Source organism: Aeromonas sp. ASNIH1 (genome assembly GCF_002934285.1).
GTDB classification, from domain to species: domain Bacteria; phylum Pseudomonadota; class Gammaproteobacteria; order Enterobacterales; family Aeromonadaceae; genus Aeromonas; species Aeromonas caviae.
This window is the reverse complement of record NZ_CP026228.1, coordinates 3,104,096-3,122,826: the sequence shown is the minus strand read 5'-3', so window position 1 is coordinate 3,122,826 and position 18,731 is coordinate 3,104,096. Positions and strand designations below refer to the sequence as shown.

The window sequence follows — 18,731 nt, the reverse complement described above, 5'->3', positions numbered from 1 at the left end:
CCTCCCGTGCTTTGTTGTTATTTGCTGGTCCTCGGGCTACCGGCTGCGGCGCACGTCATGCAGCAGTTCGCTGGCGTCCACGTCCTCCAGCCGGATAATCCGGGCATCAGAGGCCATGGCCATCTTCTCGATCTTGTCCAGGGCCGAGACGATGGTGCGCACCACCCCGTTCGAGCGTTTGCGGATAAGGTCCAGCAGGGCGTCGTCAATCTCCACATCCACCTCCAGCATCTCGTTGGCGATGAGGGAGACGTCTTCCAGGTCGGCGGGTTTGAATTCGATCCACTGAGAGATGCGGTTAAACAGCTGCTTGCGCTGGCTGATGCGACGGGCAATCTCCTCCATCCCCACCAGGATCAGCGGCTGTTCGGTGGCGTCATAGATATCGCGCAGGGTCTCCATGATGCGGGCATTCCCAACCACGTAATCCGCCTCGTCCACGAAGATGGCCAGCTCCTCGGCCCGCACCGCTTCGACGATGCTATCGACCTGGCCCCGCAGGTTGTGGCGCTGGGGAATGCCGATCTCCTTGGCGATCTGCTCCAGCAAGCTGGTCACGGTGTCGGCTTTGTAGCAGCGCACATAGATGCCGTTCACCTCGTCCTGGTTGAACAGCCACTCCACGGCGGTGGTCTTGCCAAAGCCCGAGGGACCATGGATCAGGCCGATGCCCGGGACAATGCTGGAACGGTTGAGCAGGTTGTCGAGCAACTGCTCGGTCTTGATCATGTTTTTGACTTCGACGATCTTGTGTTTCATAGTCTTTTTGTCCTTATGAGGTTGTTTTACAGGGCCGCTTGCTAACCTTTTGCATGGGCGTTGCGAGTGGCCCTGATACTTTCCAGATGGCGGATAATCCGTTTCGCCATCAGTTTGTGGCTGTAGAGGTACTTGGTCAGCCACTCCTTCTCCCGCTCGCCGAGCGGGGTATCCAACTCCTTCTCGGCCAGATAGATGGCCTGTTCGTACTCGGTCTTGAGCGCCCTGGATTCCTGCCCGGCCGTCGCCTGGGCACGGGCCGCTTTTTCTTCGCGGCGTGCTTCTATCGCAGCCAGCTCTGCCGCGCTGAATTGGGCAGGTTCAGTGGATGCGGCAATGCCTGAGAGCGCCGCCAATGCCGGGTTATCGAGCCCGAGATCACTGCGCTGGAACTGAGCCACATCACGCGCTTGGTCAACGAAATGGCGCACCACATCCTGATGCAATTCGTTGATGCCGAAGGTCTTGGCGAGGCTGCGCATCTCACGGCGGAAACTCGCCAGAGCCTTGGCATCGGCACGCTTGGCGGCGCGGAAGGCATCCGGGCTCACCCCGTTCCCCAACAAATCGAGGTTCACGGCCTCGATCCGCTCGTTCCAGTCGCCGGTGCGGTACAAAATGGCCCGGCCCACATCGCTCGGGTCGAGGAACACGCTGACCCGCTGGCTCTTCCAACTGTTCTCCAGTAACTCCGGGGCGCTGTACTTGAGGCCACCGGCCTTGATAAAGCCCTTGGAAACGGTGGCCTCACCGATATGGTTGAGCAGCAGATCCAGCGCCGACTCATCGACAATGGCGCGGCGTTGGTAGCGGGCGCTTTGGTACTTCTCGTTGGGAGTCATCCCGAGTGAGCTGTGTTTGCGGTTGTGGTAACGGGCATCGAGCCAGTCATCGAGCAAGATCTGCAGCTCGGCCGCCGTCATGGCCAGCTCGTAGATCTCCTTCTCTGCATTGGGCTTGCGCTTCTCCTCCAGCCGTTCGGCAAAGCTCTTGCGAGCTTCGATCACCTGACGGTCGGCCACGCAGTGCCCGACAAAGGCAGGCAGCAACTCGATCAGGCCGTGAGAGAGAGTGCGGAAGAAGCGTTCGATATGCGGCTTCTCCCATCCTGAATAGGCGTTGGATCGGCTGACGTTCATACCGAGCAAGGTGCAGATGGACATGACCCGCTGGCTCACGTAATCGGATCCGTTGTCGGTGCGCATCACCCCGTTGTCGTTGAGGGTGCCCCAGGCCAGCAGGGTCTTGCGCAGCAGCAGGCAGATCCCCTCGCTCGACGAGGTTTTGGCCACCAACAGCCGCACCCGACGGGTGAACACATCGATCACCGCGATGATGCTGTGGCGGCCATCCACCAACATGGCATCGACGGGAGTGCTGTCGAACTCCCACACGTCGTTGGGCTGACCCATCCAGGGGTACATTTCCTCGATGGCGGTGCGGTACTTGTTGTTGTAGGCATCGGGGTTGGTGGCATAGGTAAAGGCCACCTTGTTCTCTGCCAGCCACTTGACCAGCCAGCGGCGCAAGGAGGACTGACTCGGGATCTGCCAGCCAAGCTGGTTCATCTCGCTGTACTGGGTCGCCAGCTCATGCAGCGCACCCCACTTGTTCGCCAAGTGCGGTTTGGCGGTGATCAATGCCGTGAGGAATCGGGCCAGATCCGGGCTTTGCTCAACGCTGGATGGCCGCTCCCGCTGGTAATTGCCCGCCAGCGCAGCCGGACCGGCATCCGCCAGGGTGCCTTGCCAGCGCCGCAAGGTGATCAGGCTGAACGGCTTTTGTTGCTCATAGACGCTCACAGGTAGTGACAGGCTGCGGGTGCGGTATGCCTCGATAAAAGCGCGACGCCCCACCTCCCCTTGCTGGCAGGCTTGATAAGGTGCCAGGAAGAGATCGGCGGCCTGCAGGATCAACAACCGGGCATCTACCTTCTTGCGGGCGGCGGCCCCCAGGGTCAGCAATTTGCGTCCCGCATCCGGCTTCACTGGCACCTCGCGGGCAAGCAGCTTGGCCATCGCCTTGCCGCCGGCCGCATGATCGGTCACCGCTTGCCCCTGTAGGGCGACGGCCTGCTCCGCCAGGTAACGTCGGGTTTCTGCGGGCAGGGAGCTGATATGGTACTCACTGCCTTTGCCATCCGAACATTTGCGTGAACTGAACTGCTCAGATCTTGCGCGGTATCGCACGCCCTGTACCGTAGTAGGCATACCCGGCAAACTAACTAGCTCCATGGATGTGAACCACTCTTTCATTTGCCATCTCCATACAGAGCCACGCCAAGGGTTTCACTCAATCCCGCCATGATCCGCGATGAGACAGTGCCATCGGCTGGCTGTCGGTGCTTGCAAGGGGCATAAGTGTGAATACACTCCTGTACGGTGCGGGGGCTGAAACCACGTTCAATGGCCCAGTTCCTTACGGAGTAACCACGCTTCCTAAGCTCTCCGTAGATGTGGTTGGCTGTACTTATGCTCATGGGGTCACCGTGATACAATTTGAGAAATCTTTCGCGCATTGCGCGAACAATTGAGAGTATTGATCAACTCAAAAACTCTTGCAATGGAAACATTCACTCTTTTCTTTTCACGCATTCACTCATTTGAGGTTTATCGCTCTTTTCCTCATGAATCAATGAGTTAAACAATGGAAAGTGCTCGCGCCAAAAGAAAGCACGCTTTCCTTCTTGAGGGCTTTTATGGAAAGTGAATTCAAGAACAGACTTGAATCGATTATCGGGACGGAAAGCGCGCGCTCATTTGCGTTGAGGGCAGGGATGGCTGATACCACTTTGCGCCAGTATCTGAATGGTCGTTCTGAGCCAAACATGAGCCAGCTCATCAAGATCGCAGACACCGCAGGGGTTAGAATTGACTGGCTCGCAACTGGTCGTGGCCCAAAGGAAGACGTACAAGATGAGAGCCTCAACCCTGATGGGTTGGATAAGGCTCTGTTTGAAGAGGAATATGCGCTGATCGATGGCTACCACATCTCAGTCAGTGCCGGGCACGGAACGTTCAATGACCAGCATGAGGTTAAACGCAAGCTGGCCTTTCGCCGCAAGTGGCTCAAGTTCCGCCAGCTCAACCCGGACAACCTGGCCGTCGTCTTCGCCAAGGGTGATAGCATGGAGCCAACTATTCATTCTGGCGATTCCATCCTGGTAGATCTGAGCCGCAACCAGATCCAGGACGGAGGCCTATTCGTGCTGCGCCTGGGGGATGAGCTCTATGCCAAGCGGCTGCAGAAGCGGGTCGATGGTGGGGTAAATATCATCAGCGATAACAAGGCAGGGTATGAGACGCTTTCCGTGCTCCCTAACGAGCTGGAGTCATTGAGCATCATCGGCAAGGTAGTCTGGCTGGGGCACGATTTTTTTTAACTGCGACTATCTGAAATTGTGATATAGCCTCGCGATGCCATCTGGCCGCTGCATTTAAACACCCGGTTTAACCACCAGCTCAAGGGTAAATCTCGTTTATCATTTCCGGCGCATTAGAGACCATCTTTATGCGCCGTCTTTCATTTTGGCGGCGCCCGCGACTAGAACCTCCCGATCCCCCTCTAAGCCTTATCAGCCTTGAGTTTGTCCCACGAGATCCCACTTGTTTTCGGCTACTCCCGGTTTTTTCATTCTCCGTGGTCGGTTACACCAGGGACATGGCTATCGCAAGGCGCTCATCGTCACCGACAAGATCCTGGGCCAGATTGGCGTGGTGGGCCGGCTTGCCGCCCTCCTGGCCGAGCACGGCATCGGTGCCGTGGTGTTCGACGAGACCAGACCCAATCCCACCGTGGCCAACGTCGAGGCGGGTCTTGCGATGATCCGGGCCCACGGCTGTGACTGCGTCATTTCGCTCGGCGGCGGCTCACCCCACGACTGCGCCAAGGGCATCGCCCTGGTGGCCGCCAATGGGGGCAGCATCAAGGATTACGAGGGGGTGGATCGCTCCGCCAAGCCGCAGTTGCCGCTCATCGCCATCAATACCACGGCCGGCACCGCCTCCGAGATGACCCGTTTTTGCATCATTACCGACGAATCCCGTCAGGTGAAAATGGCCATCATCGACAAGCACGTCACGCCGCTGATGTCGGTCAACGACCCGGAACTGATGCTGGCCAAGCCCGCCGGCCTCACCGCCGCCACCGGCATGGATGCCCTGACCCACGCCATCGAGGCCTATGTCTCCACCGCCGCCACCCCGGTCACCGATGCCAGCGCCGTGATGGCCATCGCACTGATTGCCGAACACCTTCGCACCGCCGTGCATCAGGGGGAGGATCTCCATGCCCGCGAGCAGATGGCCTATGCCCAGTTCCTGGCCGGCATGGCCTTCAACAACGCAAGCCTGGGCTATGTGCACGCCATGGCTCACCAGCTCGGCGGCTTCTACGACCTGCCCCACGGGGTGTGCAATGCGGTGCTGCTGCCCCATGTCCAGGCCTACAACGCCCGGGTGTGCGCCGGTCGGCTCAAGGATGTGGGCCGTCATATGGGGGTGGATGTGAGCGCCATGAGCGATGAGCAGGGTGCGGCGGCAGCCATTGATGCCATCCGGCAACTGGCTCGCGACGTCAAGATCCCCACCGGTCTGGAGCAGCTCGGGGTCAGGGCCGACGACCTAGACGTGCTGGCCACCAATGCGCTCAAGGATGCCTGTGGTCTCACCAACCCCAGGCAGGCGACTCACGCGGAGATCGTCGCCATCTTCCGCGCCGCCATGTAAGGGGGCAAGATCTGCCAGGGCCGCCACGCGGCCCTTTTTATTGGCTGATGGATCAATGGCTTTTTACTTCCGCACGGGGAGTGGGTATGATTTGCCGAGCTAAAAAGACTGTATGGATGATCTGAACCCGATATGCGGATGAAACACCTGATTGCCGCGGCCCTGACCGCCCTCACCCTGTCCGGTTGCAGCCTGGTCTATCGCATCGATATTCCCCAGGGCAACTATGTGGAACAAAAGCAGGTCGACAAGCTGCGCCAGGGCATGACCCGCGAACAGGTCGAGTTCGTGCTGGGTTCTCCCATGTTGCGCGACAGCTTTGACCCCAACACCTGGTACTACCTCTATGAGTTCCAGCCCGGTCGGGGCGACAAGGAGCGCAAGGAGCTGACCCTCAACTTCGTGGGTGACAGACTGGCCACCGTGACCGGTGATTTCCCTCTCCCTGCCGCCTTCACCACACCGCTCTAGATGACATTACAAAACCGGCTTCTGCCGGTTTTGTTCTCTCTGGCCCCGGTGATGCCGCCGGGCCACACTCTGGATGCCTCATTGCCCCGAGGAGATCATCATGAGTCGATTCCTGATTGCCGGCGCCACCGGTCTGATTGGCAAAGCCTTGCTGCGCGAGCTGGGGACGGAGCACGACCTCCTCCTACTCTGCCGCAAACCGGGCGATCCCGCTCCGGGACGCACCTGGCTGCCCACCTCGTTTGACGCGCTGGACAGATTGACGCTGCCCTCCCCTGTAGACATTGCCTTCTGCTGCCTTGGCACCACCCGCAAGGATGCCGGCTCGGCCGAGGCATTTCGCCGGGTCGATCTCGGCTATGTGCTGGCCTTTGCCGCGCTCGCCCGTCGCCACGGCTGCCGCCGCCTGCTGGTGGTCTCCAGTCTGGGCGCCAACCCGGGTTCCCCTGCCCTCTATCCCCGCACCAAGGGCGAGATGGAGCAGGCCCTGCTGGCCCAGGAGTGGCAGCGGCTCGTCATCCTGCGCCCGGCCATGCTGCTCGGCCATCGCGAACCTGCGCGCCGTTCGGAGCAGATCATCCAGGCCATCTATCCGCTGGTAAAGCCCCTGCTGCGCGGGTCGCTGCGCCGCTGGCGTGCCATCGAGGCCAGTCAGGTGGCGCACGCCATGGCGTGCCTTGCCATCCAGGAGAGCGGGATAGAGACGGTGGAAAACGAGCGCCTGCTCACCCTGTGATGCCCTGTGCCGGGCGAGACGATCACAAAGGGGCGCCACGGCGCCCCTTTGTCACAACCCATCACCCGTCAGGTGCCGGCATCGTCTCGCTTGCGGTGCACATCGGGTCGCCCGCCGGTGACCACATCGGCACGCCCCTCTTCCTTGGCTTTTTCCGCCCGCTTCTTGCGCATCTCCTTGGGGTCGGCGATGAGAGGGCGGTAGATCTCGATGCGATCCCCCTCCTGCACCGGCTCTGCGCCCTTAACCGGACGGCTGTAGATACCGAACTTGTTGACCGACAGGTCTATCTCCGGGTGCTTTTGCAGGATGCCGGACTGTTCGATGGCCGCCAGCACGCTGGTCTCGGGCGCGACCCGGATGCACAGCACCGTCTGCCGCTCGGGCAGGGCATAGGCCACTTCGATATTGAGGAGCTCAGACACCGTAAACCACCTTGGCACGATTGGAGAAGGCAAGCACCATGGAGCTCACCAGCTCGCGGAAGATCTGGCCAAAGGCCAGCTCAATGAGCTTGGAGGTGAACTCGAAGTCGAGATCGAACTCCACCTTGCAGGCATCCACGTCCAGGGGCGTGAAGGTCCACCAACCCGCCAGCTTGCTGAAAGGCCCCTCCACCAGCTCCATCTTGATCGTGCGATTGGCATCGAGCTGGTTACGCGTGGTAAAGGTCTTGGCGATACCTGCCTTGGCCACATCGACCGAGGCCATCATGTAGTCTTCACCCGACTCATGAACACGGCTGCCGACACAGCCGGGCAGGAACTCAGGATAGGCATCAACATCATTGACCAGCCGGAACATCTGTTCCGCGCTGAACATCACCAGGGCACTGCGAGTAATACGGGGCATGGGTTTTCCTCATCCAATCGGCCCGATTTTATCACCTTGTCAGCCAAAATCACCGCCGAAACTGTTCGCGGGTCACCAAGCAGGGCAATCGCACACTTTCCGGCCAGTGTGGCCTGCTCTCGCCCCGCCCTTCCCTCAAAATCGTCATCGAACTGCTCACAAAGCCGCCACTCGGAGCGCTGTGCGTTTTACAGCCGCCGCCACCCACGTATAATGCGCCTTCCTAAACATTGCCTAAGGCCCCCGTCATGAGCAAAAAGAACAGTAAAAACAAAGCCGGGTCCAGCACCATTGCACTCAACAGAACCGCCCGTCACGAGTACTTCATCGAAGAGCGCGTGGAAGCCGGCCTGTCCCTGCAAGGGTGGGAAGTAAAGTCCCTGCGGGCGGGCAAGGCCAACATCAGCGAAGCCTATGTCATCTTCATGCAGGGGGAAGCCTTCCTGTTCGGCTCCAGCTTCCTGCCGCTGAACGCCGCCTCCAGCCACGTGGTATGCGATCCGACCCGCACCCGCAAATTGCTGCTCAGTCGCCGTGAACTCGACAAGCTCGAGAGCCTGACCGCTCGTCAGGGCTACACCATAGTGCCGCTGGCCCTCTACTGGAAAGCGTGCTGGGTCAAGGTCGAGATCGGCCTGGTGAAAGGCAAGAAAGAGCACGACAAGCGGGAAGACACCAAGGCACGGGAATGGGACCGTGAGAAGGCCCGCATCATGAAGAACAAGCACCGCGGTTGATTGTGCGCCGCCGGCCCCCATGCGGCGACCAATAAACCAGCAATCGACCGGCCAAGGCCGGTCGATTGCCATCAACGCCTTGCCATGACAGGATTTTTGCGTACAATCCCTTTTGACAACTTGGGGCTGATTCTGGATTCGACAAGATTCACGAAACCCAAGGTGCATGCCGAGGTGCGGTAGGCCTCGTTAATAAACCGCAAAAAAATAGTCGCAAACGACGAAAACTACGCACTCGCAGCTTAATAACCTGCGCTGAGCCCTTCTCCCCTAGCTTGCCTGTGTCCTAGGGAAATGGAAGGTCATCCTTCACAGGATCGTGTGGAAGTCCTGCTCGGGGCGGAAGCATTAAAACCAATCGAGCTAGTCAATGCGTGGCGTGTCTCTCCGCAGCGTGTTGGCGAATGTAAAGAGTGACTAAGCATGTAGTACCGAGGATGTAGTAATTTTGGACGGGGGTTCAAATCCCCCCAGCTCCACCAATTTAACTAGGACACCGACAGGACAAAGCGAGTTAAAACAGCAACTTAGCCAGAACGCGGCGACAGAGGCTGGCCTGAAACAGGAACCGAAATGATCCACCAGTGATCCAAGAAACAGAAGGCCTGCAGAAATGCAGGCTTTTTTCTTTTCTCCCCCTCCAGGCACAGAAAAGCCCGCACAGTGGCGGGCCAATCCGAATCCTTCCGTATCACGCTGACACAGTGGCTTCATCGCGTAGTTTTTTCAGAATGCGCGCGATCTTGCTTTCCTCCTCAGGCGTCAAATCCAAGGTCTCGATAAACTCTTCCAGTTCGCTCAGTGATTCCATCCGCTCTTACCCCCGCTCTCTCTCAGCCTCACGACTGTGAAATACTGTATACCCATACAGTGATAGCGTAAATCTACCACTTTTCGCATGATCACGGGAGTCCTTTCTTCTCTCCTCCGAGCACTCAAATGTTTGGCGAGGAACGCATAGAGTTGATCAGCCTGGCGGCTACGACGCCAAAGCCGCACTTGGCATCAATGCTGAAGTGCTATGCAGAAATACAGGGGGTAAGGGTTGAGTAAAATGGGGCGGCGATCCGCCCCAGTGACTTTATCCCTTCAAAGTGATGCTGACCTGGCAGTCAGCATCACACCGACTTTTCAGTTGGCTGATGATGTTATCGATCTCCCGGCGAGATTCCGGGTCGAGATCCATCGGTTCAATGAGGGATTCAAGTTCGAGTACGAGTGCGAGAGTCAGGGGGTTCATTGCGAACTCCAGAGTGCAAAGTTGCGAGGGGTGACATCCCCACGCACGCCTTGCCCATTCCCCAGGCGATTACCTGATCAATGAGAGCGACGTATACTGAACATCCATACCTCCTTATGCACCTGACAGGCCAATGACGAGGCCATCACACCGGGGCATCATAAGCCCCTACCAGTTCGAGACGATCACGTTCAGCACCAGACCAAGCACCACCAGGGCAAACATGAAGGCCATGAAGCTCTCCAGGCTCGCCCTCGTGGATTGGCTAAAGCACCAGTAGCCGGCGGCGGCCGGGATCAGTCCAAGCACGAAGCTGACACTCATCAACTTCAGTGCCAGCACCATGCAGACAATAGCGCCAAGCAGCCACATATCGCGATCCTCCCTGATGAAGGCCTCAGAATACTCTGTTTTCCGTGGTCACGACAGGGCCGTTATTCCCAGTTCTGGCGATTCTTGTTGACCGCCTGGTACACCAGGTCATTGCGGCGAGACAGGAGCCCGTCGATGCGCCGGCGCTTCTCATCAGCGGACATGGTGCGGTCGCGCTGGATCAGCTCTATCTTGTTGCGCACCACCCTGACCTGCTGCTGGGTTTGGCTCAGGCTGCGGCGAGACTTCAGGATCCCGCCCTGTTCTTTCAGTAGTTCGTTCGCCTTATCGGTGAGCCCCTCACTGCGGTACTGGTCAACGGTGCGCTTGAGCTGGTTCACCTCGTTCAGCATCCGGTAGAACTCCTCCATGTGCTGAGTAGACTTCGCCGGCCCGCTGCCGCGGTAAACCGCCTTTACCAGCGGGATCTCATCGGCGCGCCAGCTGGCAGACTCCCCTGGCGAGTTGGCACGGATCAGGCCATCGGCCGCCGCCATCACGTAACTGCCTATGGTGCCCGTGTATCCGATCAGCAGGTGCTCCAGCTTCTTGGGCGACATCCCCAGGGTATCGCCAAGCTCACGCATCATCAGGCTGGTCTGCTCGTTGTAGCGCGCTTCCGCCTGCACTGCGAGGTCCTGCGCGTTCTCGATGGGGCCGCCACGGAAGGCATCGTAGTTGAAGTAGGACTCCACCAACGGCTTGACGATCTGAGGCGTGGGGTTGAGCGCGAACGTTTCACCGACCGCCCTGGCCACGGCCTTGCCGAGCTGGGCACCGGTATCCTTGCCCCCCATGGCACGCACCATGCGCTCGGGGATGGTGCCAAACAGCACGCCAATCTCGAACGGCTTGGGGATCCGGAAGTGCTGATCGCCGACAAAGAAGTGCCAGTTGGCATCCTTGTCCCAATCCGGCAGCTCTTCGTATCGCTCATCGTCCCAGTTGGCGGCCAGCAGAGCCAGGCTCGCAGCCGTGATCATGCCTGCACGTTTGGCGATGGCTCTCGGGTTGTCTCGCAGTTCGCGGGTCAGCTTGCCTAGACCTTGCACCCGGGCATTGAAGAACGGCAGCAGTTGGGTCATGACCTGCATGGTGCGTGAGGCACCAAGCATGGAGAAATCCATCAGGTCCTTCGACTCGAACGCCGCCTGGGCGTGGCTCTTACCAGCCTTGATGGCTGCGGCATAGACCGCCTCGCGGTTGGCATTCTCGAAAGCCTCGCCATAGCGGTTGTACTTCTCCCACACATTGGCAACCACGCCCTTTGCCTGAGCGGCGTTGCGGATAATGCTCTTTTCGTAGCGGGCGATTTGCTCGGGCGTCATCCCCTTGCGTCGCAGCGACTTACGCACGGTATCGGCCATCGCCTCTGGGTCATTGCCATTCACGTAGCCGCCCAGGAAGGAGGCGCCGCTGAACATCACATCCAGGGTGCTCCCTTCCATGGCCAGGGTCTTCTTCACTCCCTTGATGGAGTCGATCACCGGCTTGAAGCCGTCCTTGCTGATCGCCCAGCTCGAGAGCGAGTCGCGCAGGAAGTTGCGCAGCATGAACTCGGGGGAGGCAGTCACCCCGGCGGTGAGCAGGCGCTTGGCCTTGGCGGCCACATTGACCATGGCGCCGAACGGCTGGCGATCGAAGAAGGTCATGGCGCGATAGAGGTCTGGGTCATTCACCCGGATCATGTAGTCCTCGCCGTCCATCTTGATGGCGATCAGGTCCTTGCCGTTCTTGAGGGCGCGCCAGTCCATCATGTTGGGCTTCGCCACCACGTCGATGAGTCCGGTGTCCGCCAGGTTCCAGACGGTCTTCTGGGCCGCCATGTTCTTCATAGAGGCGTCGATCAGCTTGGAGGTGGAGGTGAAGATGTTCTCGAGCAGGTCGTTGGTGTTGGCCTCACCGCCCTTGAGCTTCTTGATGCCGGCGTTCTGATTCGCAATCCCCTTTGGCTTGAAGGGGGCGATCACATCGCCATCGTCGGATTCACGGAAGAAGGGGATGTACCACTCGCTCTCGAACTCGGCCCGCGCCTCCTGGGTAAAGAGTCCAGCCTCCTGCGCCAGATCCAGGGTGGCGGCGTTGAGCCGATTCCAGCGGGCCTTGGCCTCCATGAACTTGGCCTCCTTCCCCTTGCCAAGCCCCTTCAGGGCGGCAATGTCCTGCTCACTCAGCAGGTTCTCGCGGCCCTGCTCCATCAGGAGCTCGGCCCGGTGGCCAGCCATCCACCCCAGCCAGTTGTGCAGATCCTTTCCCAGATCGGAGAAGATACCCAGCAGCGCGTCCTTCTCGCCGGTACCGGCCTTGCGCTGGATCACCCCATCCCTCCACTCCGGCAGACCGTAAAGCATGGTCGCCTGCATGGTGGAGGCTGCCCCCGTCGCCATCCGGGCCGCCACATAGCCGGAGTCGGCGGCATCCGTTACACCAGCCTCGTCCTCGGCGTACTTGATGGGGGCCAGCGCATCCAGCACCTCGGTGTTGGCCTTCTTGACGAACCGATCCAGCCACGACTTCACCATGCCGCGCTCTACCTTGCGCAGCTTGTCCAGATTCACTTTGGTCTTGTCGATGATGTCGGGCTTGGCACCCAGGTTGAGTTTTTGCAGCGCCTCGTCGGCGGCATGGGACTGGCTGAACTTCAGACCATCAGGCGGGAGAGATCCATCGTCTCGAGTGCTTTCATGTTTTCCTCGTGACGGCGATGGTTGTCCTGTCGCAGCGATTCGATCTCGGATTTTGTCAGCATCCTTGGCACGAAGGAGGTATCGGCCTTCTGACTCGGTGAGGGAGTCGAAGCCGTAGCCGAATTGGTTTTGCCACCACGCCTCAAGGTCTGTGCCGTCATACTGGTCTCGCAGTTGCTCAATGGTTGAGCGGTCCATGGCAATTTTGGCTGAATACTGCTTGCCGGTCAACGCCGTGGCGCCGAGCACCTCTCCGCCCCGGTGTTCAATGTAACCCTTGAGGTTGGCCAACGTGCCGCCCTGGGTCAGGGTGTCGTCCATGATGAGGTAGGGCTTGTCGGTGCGAACCGGGCCATCGAAAGTGGGTTGATTCGCCAGGCGGCCAAATCCGTCCTGCGCGGTGCGCCCCACCTTGGCAGACTGCACAATGTCGAGATCGACATCAATGCCCAGCACCTTACCCAGCACGTCCGCCATGGCGCGGGGAATGGCATTGCGGCTCACTGCCTCCTCGGCATGTACGCCGAGGGCGATGGCCTCCCTGTCGCCGATCAGGGCCTTGAGCTGCCGAATGGCATCAGGTGAAAGCACGTCATGGACCAGCCTACGCGCTGCTGCGTCATCGCCGCCCTTGGCAGCCGCATAGTCAGGGTGGCTAGTTGCATCGGCCAAGCGGCCATGCAGGATCACCTCGGGGAAGTCTTCTCCCCAGGGGGAACGCTCGGCACTGAACCACAGCCTCTCCCCTTCTGCTGCGCCCACCTCTGCATCTGCTTTTCGCAGTTTCTTGCCAAGCCCTTCAATCAGGGATCGCGTCTCCGCAGCGGTGATGCCATCCGGTACGAAACCAACGGCGCGCAGCGCACGGGTGACCCAAGACACGACACGATCCCAGCCGCGACCCCAAGCCCCTTGCTCCAGCTCGGCGAGGTGGGCCACCACCTCCTCAGCCTGGGTGCCGATATCCTCGTCGGCATAATGGGTGTTCACCCAGTCCCATACCACCTTCATGCTGGGGTCTTTCTGGGACTGGATAAGCCGGCTCATCAGCTTGGTGTATTCCCCGTCACCCAGCACGTTGGCCAAGCCGTAGTGGGCCAGCACTTCATGGCGCAGGATCTCGCGCATCCGCTTGGGATCGGCGATGGTATCGGCCGCTACATGCAGGGTGCCGGCATCATCATCGAACGCCGCACGCCGGATCAGACCGTCCTTGGCATCCAGCCCCAGCGCCTGTTCCAGCTCGGCCTGGGTGGCGTGGATCTGCACATCGATACCGCTCGCCCCGCGATACTGTTTGAACCACTCGCGGGCAACCAGCTCTGCCTCCTTGCGGGTCAGGTGTTTGGCCGGCTTGTCACCCTGGGCCATGGCTTTCTTGGAGAAGAGGATGACGCGATCCCCATCCTGCTTTGCATCAAGGGTATCGAAGAAATGATCGAAGCCGGCTCGAATGGCCGGCACTTCCCCTGCGGTCGGATAGGGGTAACTGTCATCCAGTTCCCAGCCCAGCTTGGAAGATGCCTCCCAGGTCGCCTCATCCACGATGTTGGCTAGGTAGTCGTTGCTGACTCCCTGATCCTGCAGCTTGGCGATAAGGTAGCTTTCGAACGACCGCGCACTCATCTCGGTGTTGGTGGTCCAGTATTGCTTGGTGCGCTTACTGTCGAGCTTGGAGGAACGCGCCTTGAGCGCGGTCTGCTTGATGGACCGCATCACCGCGCCGAACGCCTCCACCATCTCCCGGCGCACCTCACCACGGTGGGCAAAGTTGCTACCACGGGACGCCAGCTCCACATCCAGTGCCTCTGTCATGTTCTCCTTGCCGCTGCGTAGTTTGGCAAAGTAGTCATCGAGGGCATGCCACCACTCGTGGCCGAGCGAACCGGCGCCGTTAATCTTTGTTAGGTTGATTACCACCTTGCCCGGTTCGAAATGCGCCGCTGCAGGATTGACGCCGCCACTGCCACGAGCCCCGAAGGCCAGGCCCAACTTACCGTTGAGTGACAATGCCTTGGGGGGGATACCCAGCACGGCAGACATGTCCATCAGCGCGTCAAATGCATTATTCAGATCTTGCTGGCGGCGTTTGCCATCCACCCAGTTACCAAACTCCACCCCACGGAAGCCGAAAGCATCGGTGAACAGCTGTGGCGTGACATCGGCTCCACCGCGCATATCCTCACCCACGCGCGGTTGGTTGAGATCGCGGCGCTCATTGGGGATCGCCTTGCGAGCTTCCAGCACCTTGACCAGCTCATCATGGCGCTCGTCACGATAAGTGCGTGCTTCGCTCAGGTTATTAAAGACTGGCGAGAGTGGAATGTAGTTGCGCCCCACCTTCTTACCGACTCGCCAAGTGCGGCGACCATCTTCGCTGTAGATGTCGAAGGTGGCAGCCTTGGGCTTTCTATCTGCGGATGTCAGCTCCTCATAGCGGCGCTTGAACTCGTCAATGGCCTGCGCCTTGCTGTCGGCCTGCACGATGATGCGCGGCCAGTTGCTGCCACTACTCTCGCGCCTCACCGTCCAGATGGCCTTTGGAGGGTTGTACTCCCTTCCCTCAAACAGACTGTAGCTGCCGACACTCAGATCCAGATCAGCCAGGCTGCGCTGATGACCAACGGCTTCATACAGTTCGGAGCGATTCAGGATGGTATCGGCACCGCGCAAACTGGATTGCTCCATGACTCGGGCAGCAGTAGCGGGATCGACGCTGCCATCCAGCATGCCCAGCGCCATATCGCGCATTGCCTTGACTGCCTTAGCCCAGCTCGCCACCTTGTGGCCACTGCGCGGCTTCGCGGGAATGATGTCCCGCGCTGAGCGCATCAGTGCCGCCGCCTTGGGACTGAGGCCGCTATCGATCAGTTGCTGGTAGTCTGGCGCGGGCCATGCCTGGGACAGCGGCAACTCTTTGATCTCCTCGGCGGTCCCGCCCTTGATGTCGTCCTTGTAGGTGGCAAACACATCCTTGCGGGCACCGCCAATCTTCTCGCCGAAATCGCCGATCTTGTCCTGCGAGGCGGACTTGGTATGGCTGATCGGTTTGGTCGTATCCTCTGCCTTGAGCCAACTCTTGAACTCCTCCACCGGCATCGCCTTGATGGCGCCCAGACCTTTCCACCCCTTTTCATAGTTTGCCAGGTACCCATCCCTGGCGGCCTGCTCGTCGGCAAACCCCATCATCACCTTGTGCTCGTCAAACTTGCCGGTCTTGGGGTCCACCTGATCCACCACATAGACCGTCTCGCTCTGTGGCTGGTCGCCGATGAACACATCGACATGATCACCGTCCGCCCCCAGGGTGCGCTTGATGTAGCCATAGTCGTGGGCCATGGTTGACTGCCACGCCTTACCATCCTGATCGGTACCGGATCGGATAGACCCCTTCGGGTTCTCGAGCGCAATGTCCAACCCCTGCAGCTTGAGATGGCCTTTCTTGTAGTTGCCAGCCTCCTTCTGCGCCTCGGTGGGTTCCGGCGCCACCTCTGCGCGGGCAGCCTCGATCTGCTTCGCCGGCTCGCTGGCGGCTGGCGTAGCCACAACGACTGGATCCGGTTGTGCCGTCCCAGAAACAACAACCCCGGCGTCGGCGGCCGGGGCTGTCAGTGCTTGGTCATCTTGCTGCTGTCCGTCAGGTACAGGTGCAGGCGCAGCGAGATCTGCCCGATCTCCGGCTCCAGCTCCATCGGCGAATCCGGTAATGGCTGGTTCAGCGCCTGCTGCAGTCGGCACGCCTGCGCCAGGCTGATCACTCTGTCCCTCACCGCTGATTGAAGATACTGGGGCAATCTGTTCATCGCGCACCTCTGCTTGTGGTTGGCTGGCCGCGCCCTCCGAAGAGGACGTGACCGTAACGGAATCACCACTTACGTTGATGGTTGGGCGATCCGCAAAATCGGTAACCTGGTCGGCGGCCTTGGCCTGCTCAACCTCGCCACGGTTGGCAATCCCAAAGCCGCCGCCATTGAGTGCCACCGGCTGCTCATCCGCTCGGGATGCCAGCTGCGCCTCCTTCTGGCTGGCAAACGGCTTGCCTCTCTTGGTGACTCGCAGGGACTGCAGGGGGCCGAACACGCTATCCGTGGCGCTGCCTGCATTGGCAATGGCCTGGCTGACCGGTGAGCGCGGATCCCGGGTGGACTCCTCCCCCAGGGTGCGATCAACCTGATCGCGAGAGAGGCGCGGCGGGGTGTATTCGCTGTTGCGGGTGTCGGTGCCGGGTTTGCCGGGCACAAAGATGGTGTCCGACTGGCCAATCTGGGCGGGCTGGTCAGCCAGCTCGCGACCACGGCGCTGAATGTCGGCGGCGCGGCGCTGGGCCGGGCGGCCATCCTCGCCGACGATGAAGTCGCGATAGGGCAGCTCGGTACCTACCTCACGGCCATCCCCCTCGATGGTGGCTCCTGGCAATCCGGCGCGATCCTGCCCCAGCTCCTGTGGCATCAGGTCGCCATCAAGGCGCTGGTCGGTCACGGCTGGGCGACCGCTCGGCGGCATCCGGCCGCCGGCCAGCTCCGCCAGCTCTTGCGCAGAGGTGCCGCCCTGCGACACCAGACCAGTGCTGTCGGACTGCGGCACAAGGCCGGTTTCCGGCGGCAGCAGTTCCCCCTCCAGTGGCCCCGGGATCTCGGTACCCTTGAAGTCGTGGGAGCCGCGCACAAAGCCCTGCCGCTGGTAGGCCGGAATATCGCGCACTGGGTCGAACGCCTGATTGCTCGCGCCCAAGGGGTTCTGTTTACCGGCGAACAGGGTATCGATCTCTCGCTCAATGGCGGCGCCGCGCTCGGCTTGGCGCTGGTCAAGATGCCCGATCCCCTGGTCGATCCACTCGTTACCGGTGACGGTGCGCACCACCGGCTTGTTGATGTGCACCTCTGGGCCAACCACACCAGCCAGCCCGCCGCCAGCCATGCCGCCCACAATCGCCTCATTCAAGCCGGCAACCAGCACGCCCGCCATCGGGTCGCGGGTTTCGTCGGCCCACTCCTGCACCGCCTCGTTGACGGCTCGCTGGGTCTCGGCACCCTGCCACCCCTCGGTTGCACCCTCCCCCACAAAGCCACGCACCGCTGCGCCAGCGCGGGTCTGGCCCACCTTGCCCAGCACACCACCGATGCCGCCGCCGGCACCAGTCAGCAGGCCAGAGGCAAAGTCAGAGGCCAGGGCGCGGGGATCCTGAAAGGCATTGCTCGCCGCCTGCTCTGACAGGTAGCTGATCGCGGCAGAGCGGATCTCGCCGGGATCGGCCCCATTCATCTCGCCATCGGCCAACCCCCAGTAGGCGCTCTGGTAATCGGCATTCTCGTTCAGGGCGTCCGGGCCCAGGTTGTTGAGGTAGTCGCGGGTCTCCCTCTCCGCCTGCTGGGCGCGCATGCCGGAAGCCATCGCCCCCGCGTGCGCGCCGTAGCCGATGAAAGCGAGCTGCCCGACCGCCTTGTCGATCACTGCCTTCTTGGCCACGGCAGTCGGTGCGGCGGCATAGGCGGCCCGCACGCTGTCCATGGTGCCGCTCTTGAGGGCATCCTTCACGGTGGCCTTGGCGACCAGTCGCTTGGCCTCCCCCTCCACCAGGTCGGTGGCGAGGCGGTTGGCCATGCCGCGGATCAGCGGTTTGGCGACAACGCCCGCCCCCTTGGTGCCGCCGATTAGGCCAGCGAACTGGCCCAGCACGGTGGCGAAGTTGCCCCAGTAGGCGCGAGGGTCCGCCCAGGCATCGCCCGCACTGATCGAACCGTCCGGGTTCTCCACCACAAACTGCTTGTCCATCGCCGCCCGCATCTCGGGGGAAACTTCCTGCATCTGCCCCTCACCCCAATCGGAGATGGCGCGACCGGCGTCCTTGATGGTCTGCGAGTCGGTCAACTGCCCCAGGGTTTCAGCATCACCGCCAAAGGTCTGTCCGACCCCGCGCTGGAACATATCGACGGTATCGCCGATAACCCCCTGATCACTGGTCGGCTCCGGATCGGGTTGATGGATGTTCCGCATCTCTTGGCGCAGAAAATCTTCATAGGTGGGCATGCGACGATCTGACATTCGTGACTCTCCAGAAATAAAAAAGCCGGCCCCAGTGAAGGGTCCGGCCATGATGGGGAAATTTTGTGCCAGTGGGGGTTAAATGGCAAGCGCGGCTCTGGATACACA

12 protein-coding genes and 1 other RNA gene are annotated in these 18,731 nt (G+C 60.6%); 6 read left to right on the top strand and 7 right to left on the bottom strand.

The window, feature by feature from the left end:
- Positions 1-36: 36 nt before the first annotated feature.
- Both C2U37_RS15400 and C2U37_RS15395 read right to left on the bottom strand, forming a co-directional pair.
- Positions 37-759, bottom strand: a complete 723-nt coding sequence (locus C2U37_RS15400) for an AAA family ATPase (protein WP_104452619.1) — start codon at positions 757-759, stop codon at positions 37-39.
- A gap of 41 nt (positions 760-800) precedes the next feature.
- Entirely contained in the window at positions 801-3,014 is a 2,214-nt protein-coding gene (locus C2U37_RS15395) for a DNA-binding protein (RefSeq protein ID WP_104452618.1), read from the bottom strand.
- Positions 3,015-3,457: 443 nt separating this feature from the next.
- Here C2U37_RS15395 and C2U37_RS15390 point away from each other — a divergent pair, with 443 nt between their 5' ends.
- The 4 genes from C2U37_RS15390 (at position 3,458) to C2U37_RS15375 (ending at position 6,693) form a co-directional block, all read left to right on the top strand.
- Positions 3,458-4,141, top strand: a complete 684-nt coding sequence (locus tag C2U37_RS15390) for a S24 family peptidase (RefSeq protein ID WP_104452617.1) — start codon at positions 3,458-3,460, stop codon at positions 4,139-4,141.
- 223 nt (positions 4,142-4,364) lie between these two features.
- A complete protein-coding gene (gene yiaY, locus C2U37_RS15385) occupies positions 4,365-5,486 on the top strand; it encodes an L-threonine dehydrogenase (protein WP_104452616.1) in 1,122 nt (373 codons plus the stop codon).
- A 132-nt stretch (positions 5,487-5,618) separates the two neighbouring features.
- Positions 5,619-5,957, top strand: a complete 339-nt coding sequence (locus C2U37_RS15380) for an outer membrane protein assembly factor BamE (protein WP_029314185.1) — start codon at positions 5,619-5,621, stop codon at positions 5,955-5,957.
- Between the two features lie 100 nt (positions 5,958-6,057).
- Positions 6,058-6,693: an NAD-dependent epimerase/dehydratase family protein gene (locus C2U37_RS15375; protein ID WP_104452615.1), complete on the top strand. Its 636-nt coding sequence runs from the start codon at positions 6,058-6,060 to the stop codon at positions 6,691-6,693.
- 68 nt (positions 6,694-6,761) lie between these two features.
- Here C2U37_RS15375 and C2U37_RS15370 read toward each other — a convergent pair whose 3' ends face one another.
- Together C2U37_RS15370 and C2U37_RS15365 are read right to left on the bottom strand one after the other, a co-directional pair.
- The gene (locus C2U37_RS15370; protein ID WP_102948158.1) at positions 6,762-7,118 is read right to left on the bottom strand and encodes an RnfH family protein; all 357 of its coding nucleotides are present in this window, start codon (positions 7,116-7,118) and stop codon (positions 6,762-6,764) included.
- Positions 7,111-7,545 carry an SRPBCC family protein gene (locus C2U37_RS15365; protein WP_010673974.1) on the bottom strand — a complete coding sequence of 145 codons (435 nt, stop codon included), beginning with the start codon at positions 7,543-7,545 and terminating at the stop codon, positions 7,111-7,113. The genes C2U37_RS15370 and C2U37_RS15365 overlap by 8 nt, the downstream gene beginning before the upstream one ends.
- A 248-nt stretch (positions 7,546-7,793) precedes the next feature.
- On the opposite strand from C2U37_RS15365, the gene smpB reads away from it, so the two are divergent.
- Complete coding sequence (gene smpB / locus C2U37_RS15360; protein WP_010673973.1) at positions 7,794-8,282, top strand: SsrA-binding protein SmpB; 489 nt, start codon at positions 7,794-7,796, stop codon at positions 8,280-8,282.
- 122 nt (positions 8,283-8,404) lie between these two features.
- Positions 8,405-8,764, top strand: a transfer-messenger RNA (tmRNA) gene (gene ssrA / locus C2U37_RS15355).
- A 599-nt stretch (positions 8,765-9,363) separates the two neighbouring features.
- On the opposite strand, the gene C2U37_RS24700 is transcribed toward ssrA, so the two are convergent.
- The 3 genes from C2U37_RS24700 to C2U37_RS25115 form a co-directional block, all read right to left on the bottom strand.
- Positions 9,364-9,522, bottom strand: a complete 159-nt coding sequence (locus C2U37_RS24700) for a hypothetical protein (RefSeq protein ID WP_158656267.1) — start codon at positions 9,520-9,522, stop codon at positions 9,364-9,366.
- Positions 9,523-9,690: 168 nt separating this feature from the next.
- Positions 9,691-9,894, bottom strand: a complete 204-nt coding sequence (locus tag C2U37_RS15345) for a hypothetical protein (RefSeq protein ID WP_104452614.1) — start codon at positions 9,892-9,894, stop codon at positions 9,691-9,693.
- A 62-nt stretch (positions 9,895-9,956) separates the two neighbouring features.
- The gene (locus tag C2U37_RS25115; protein WP_104452613.1) at positions 9,957-18,623 is read right to left on the bottom strand and encodes an LPD38 domain-containing protein; all 8,667 of its coding nucleotides are present in this window, start codon (positions 18,621-18,623) and stop codon (positions 9,957-9,959) included.
- Between the last annotated feature and the right edge of the window lie 108 nt (positions 18,624-18,731).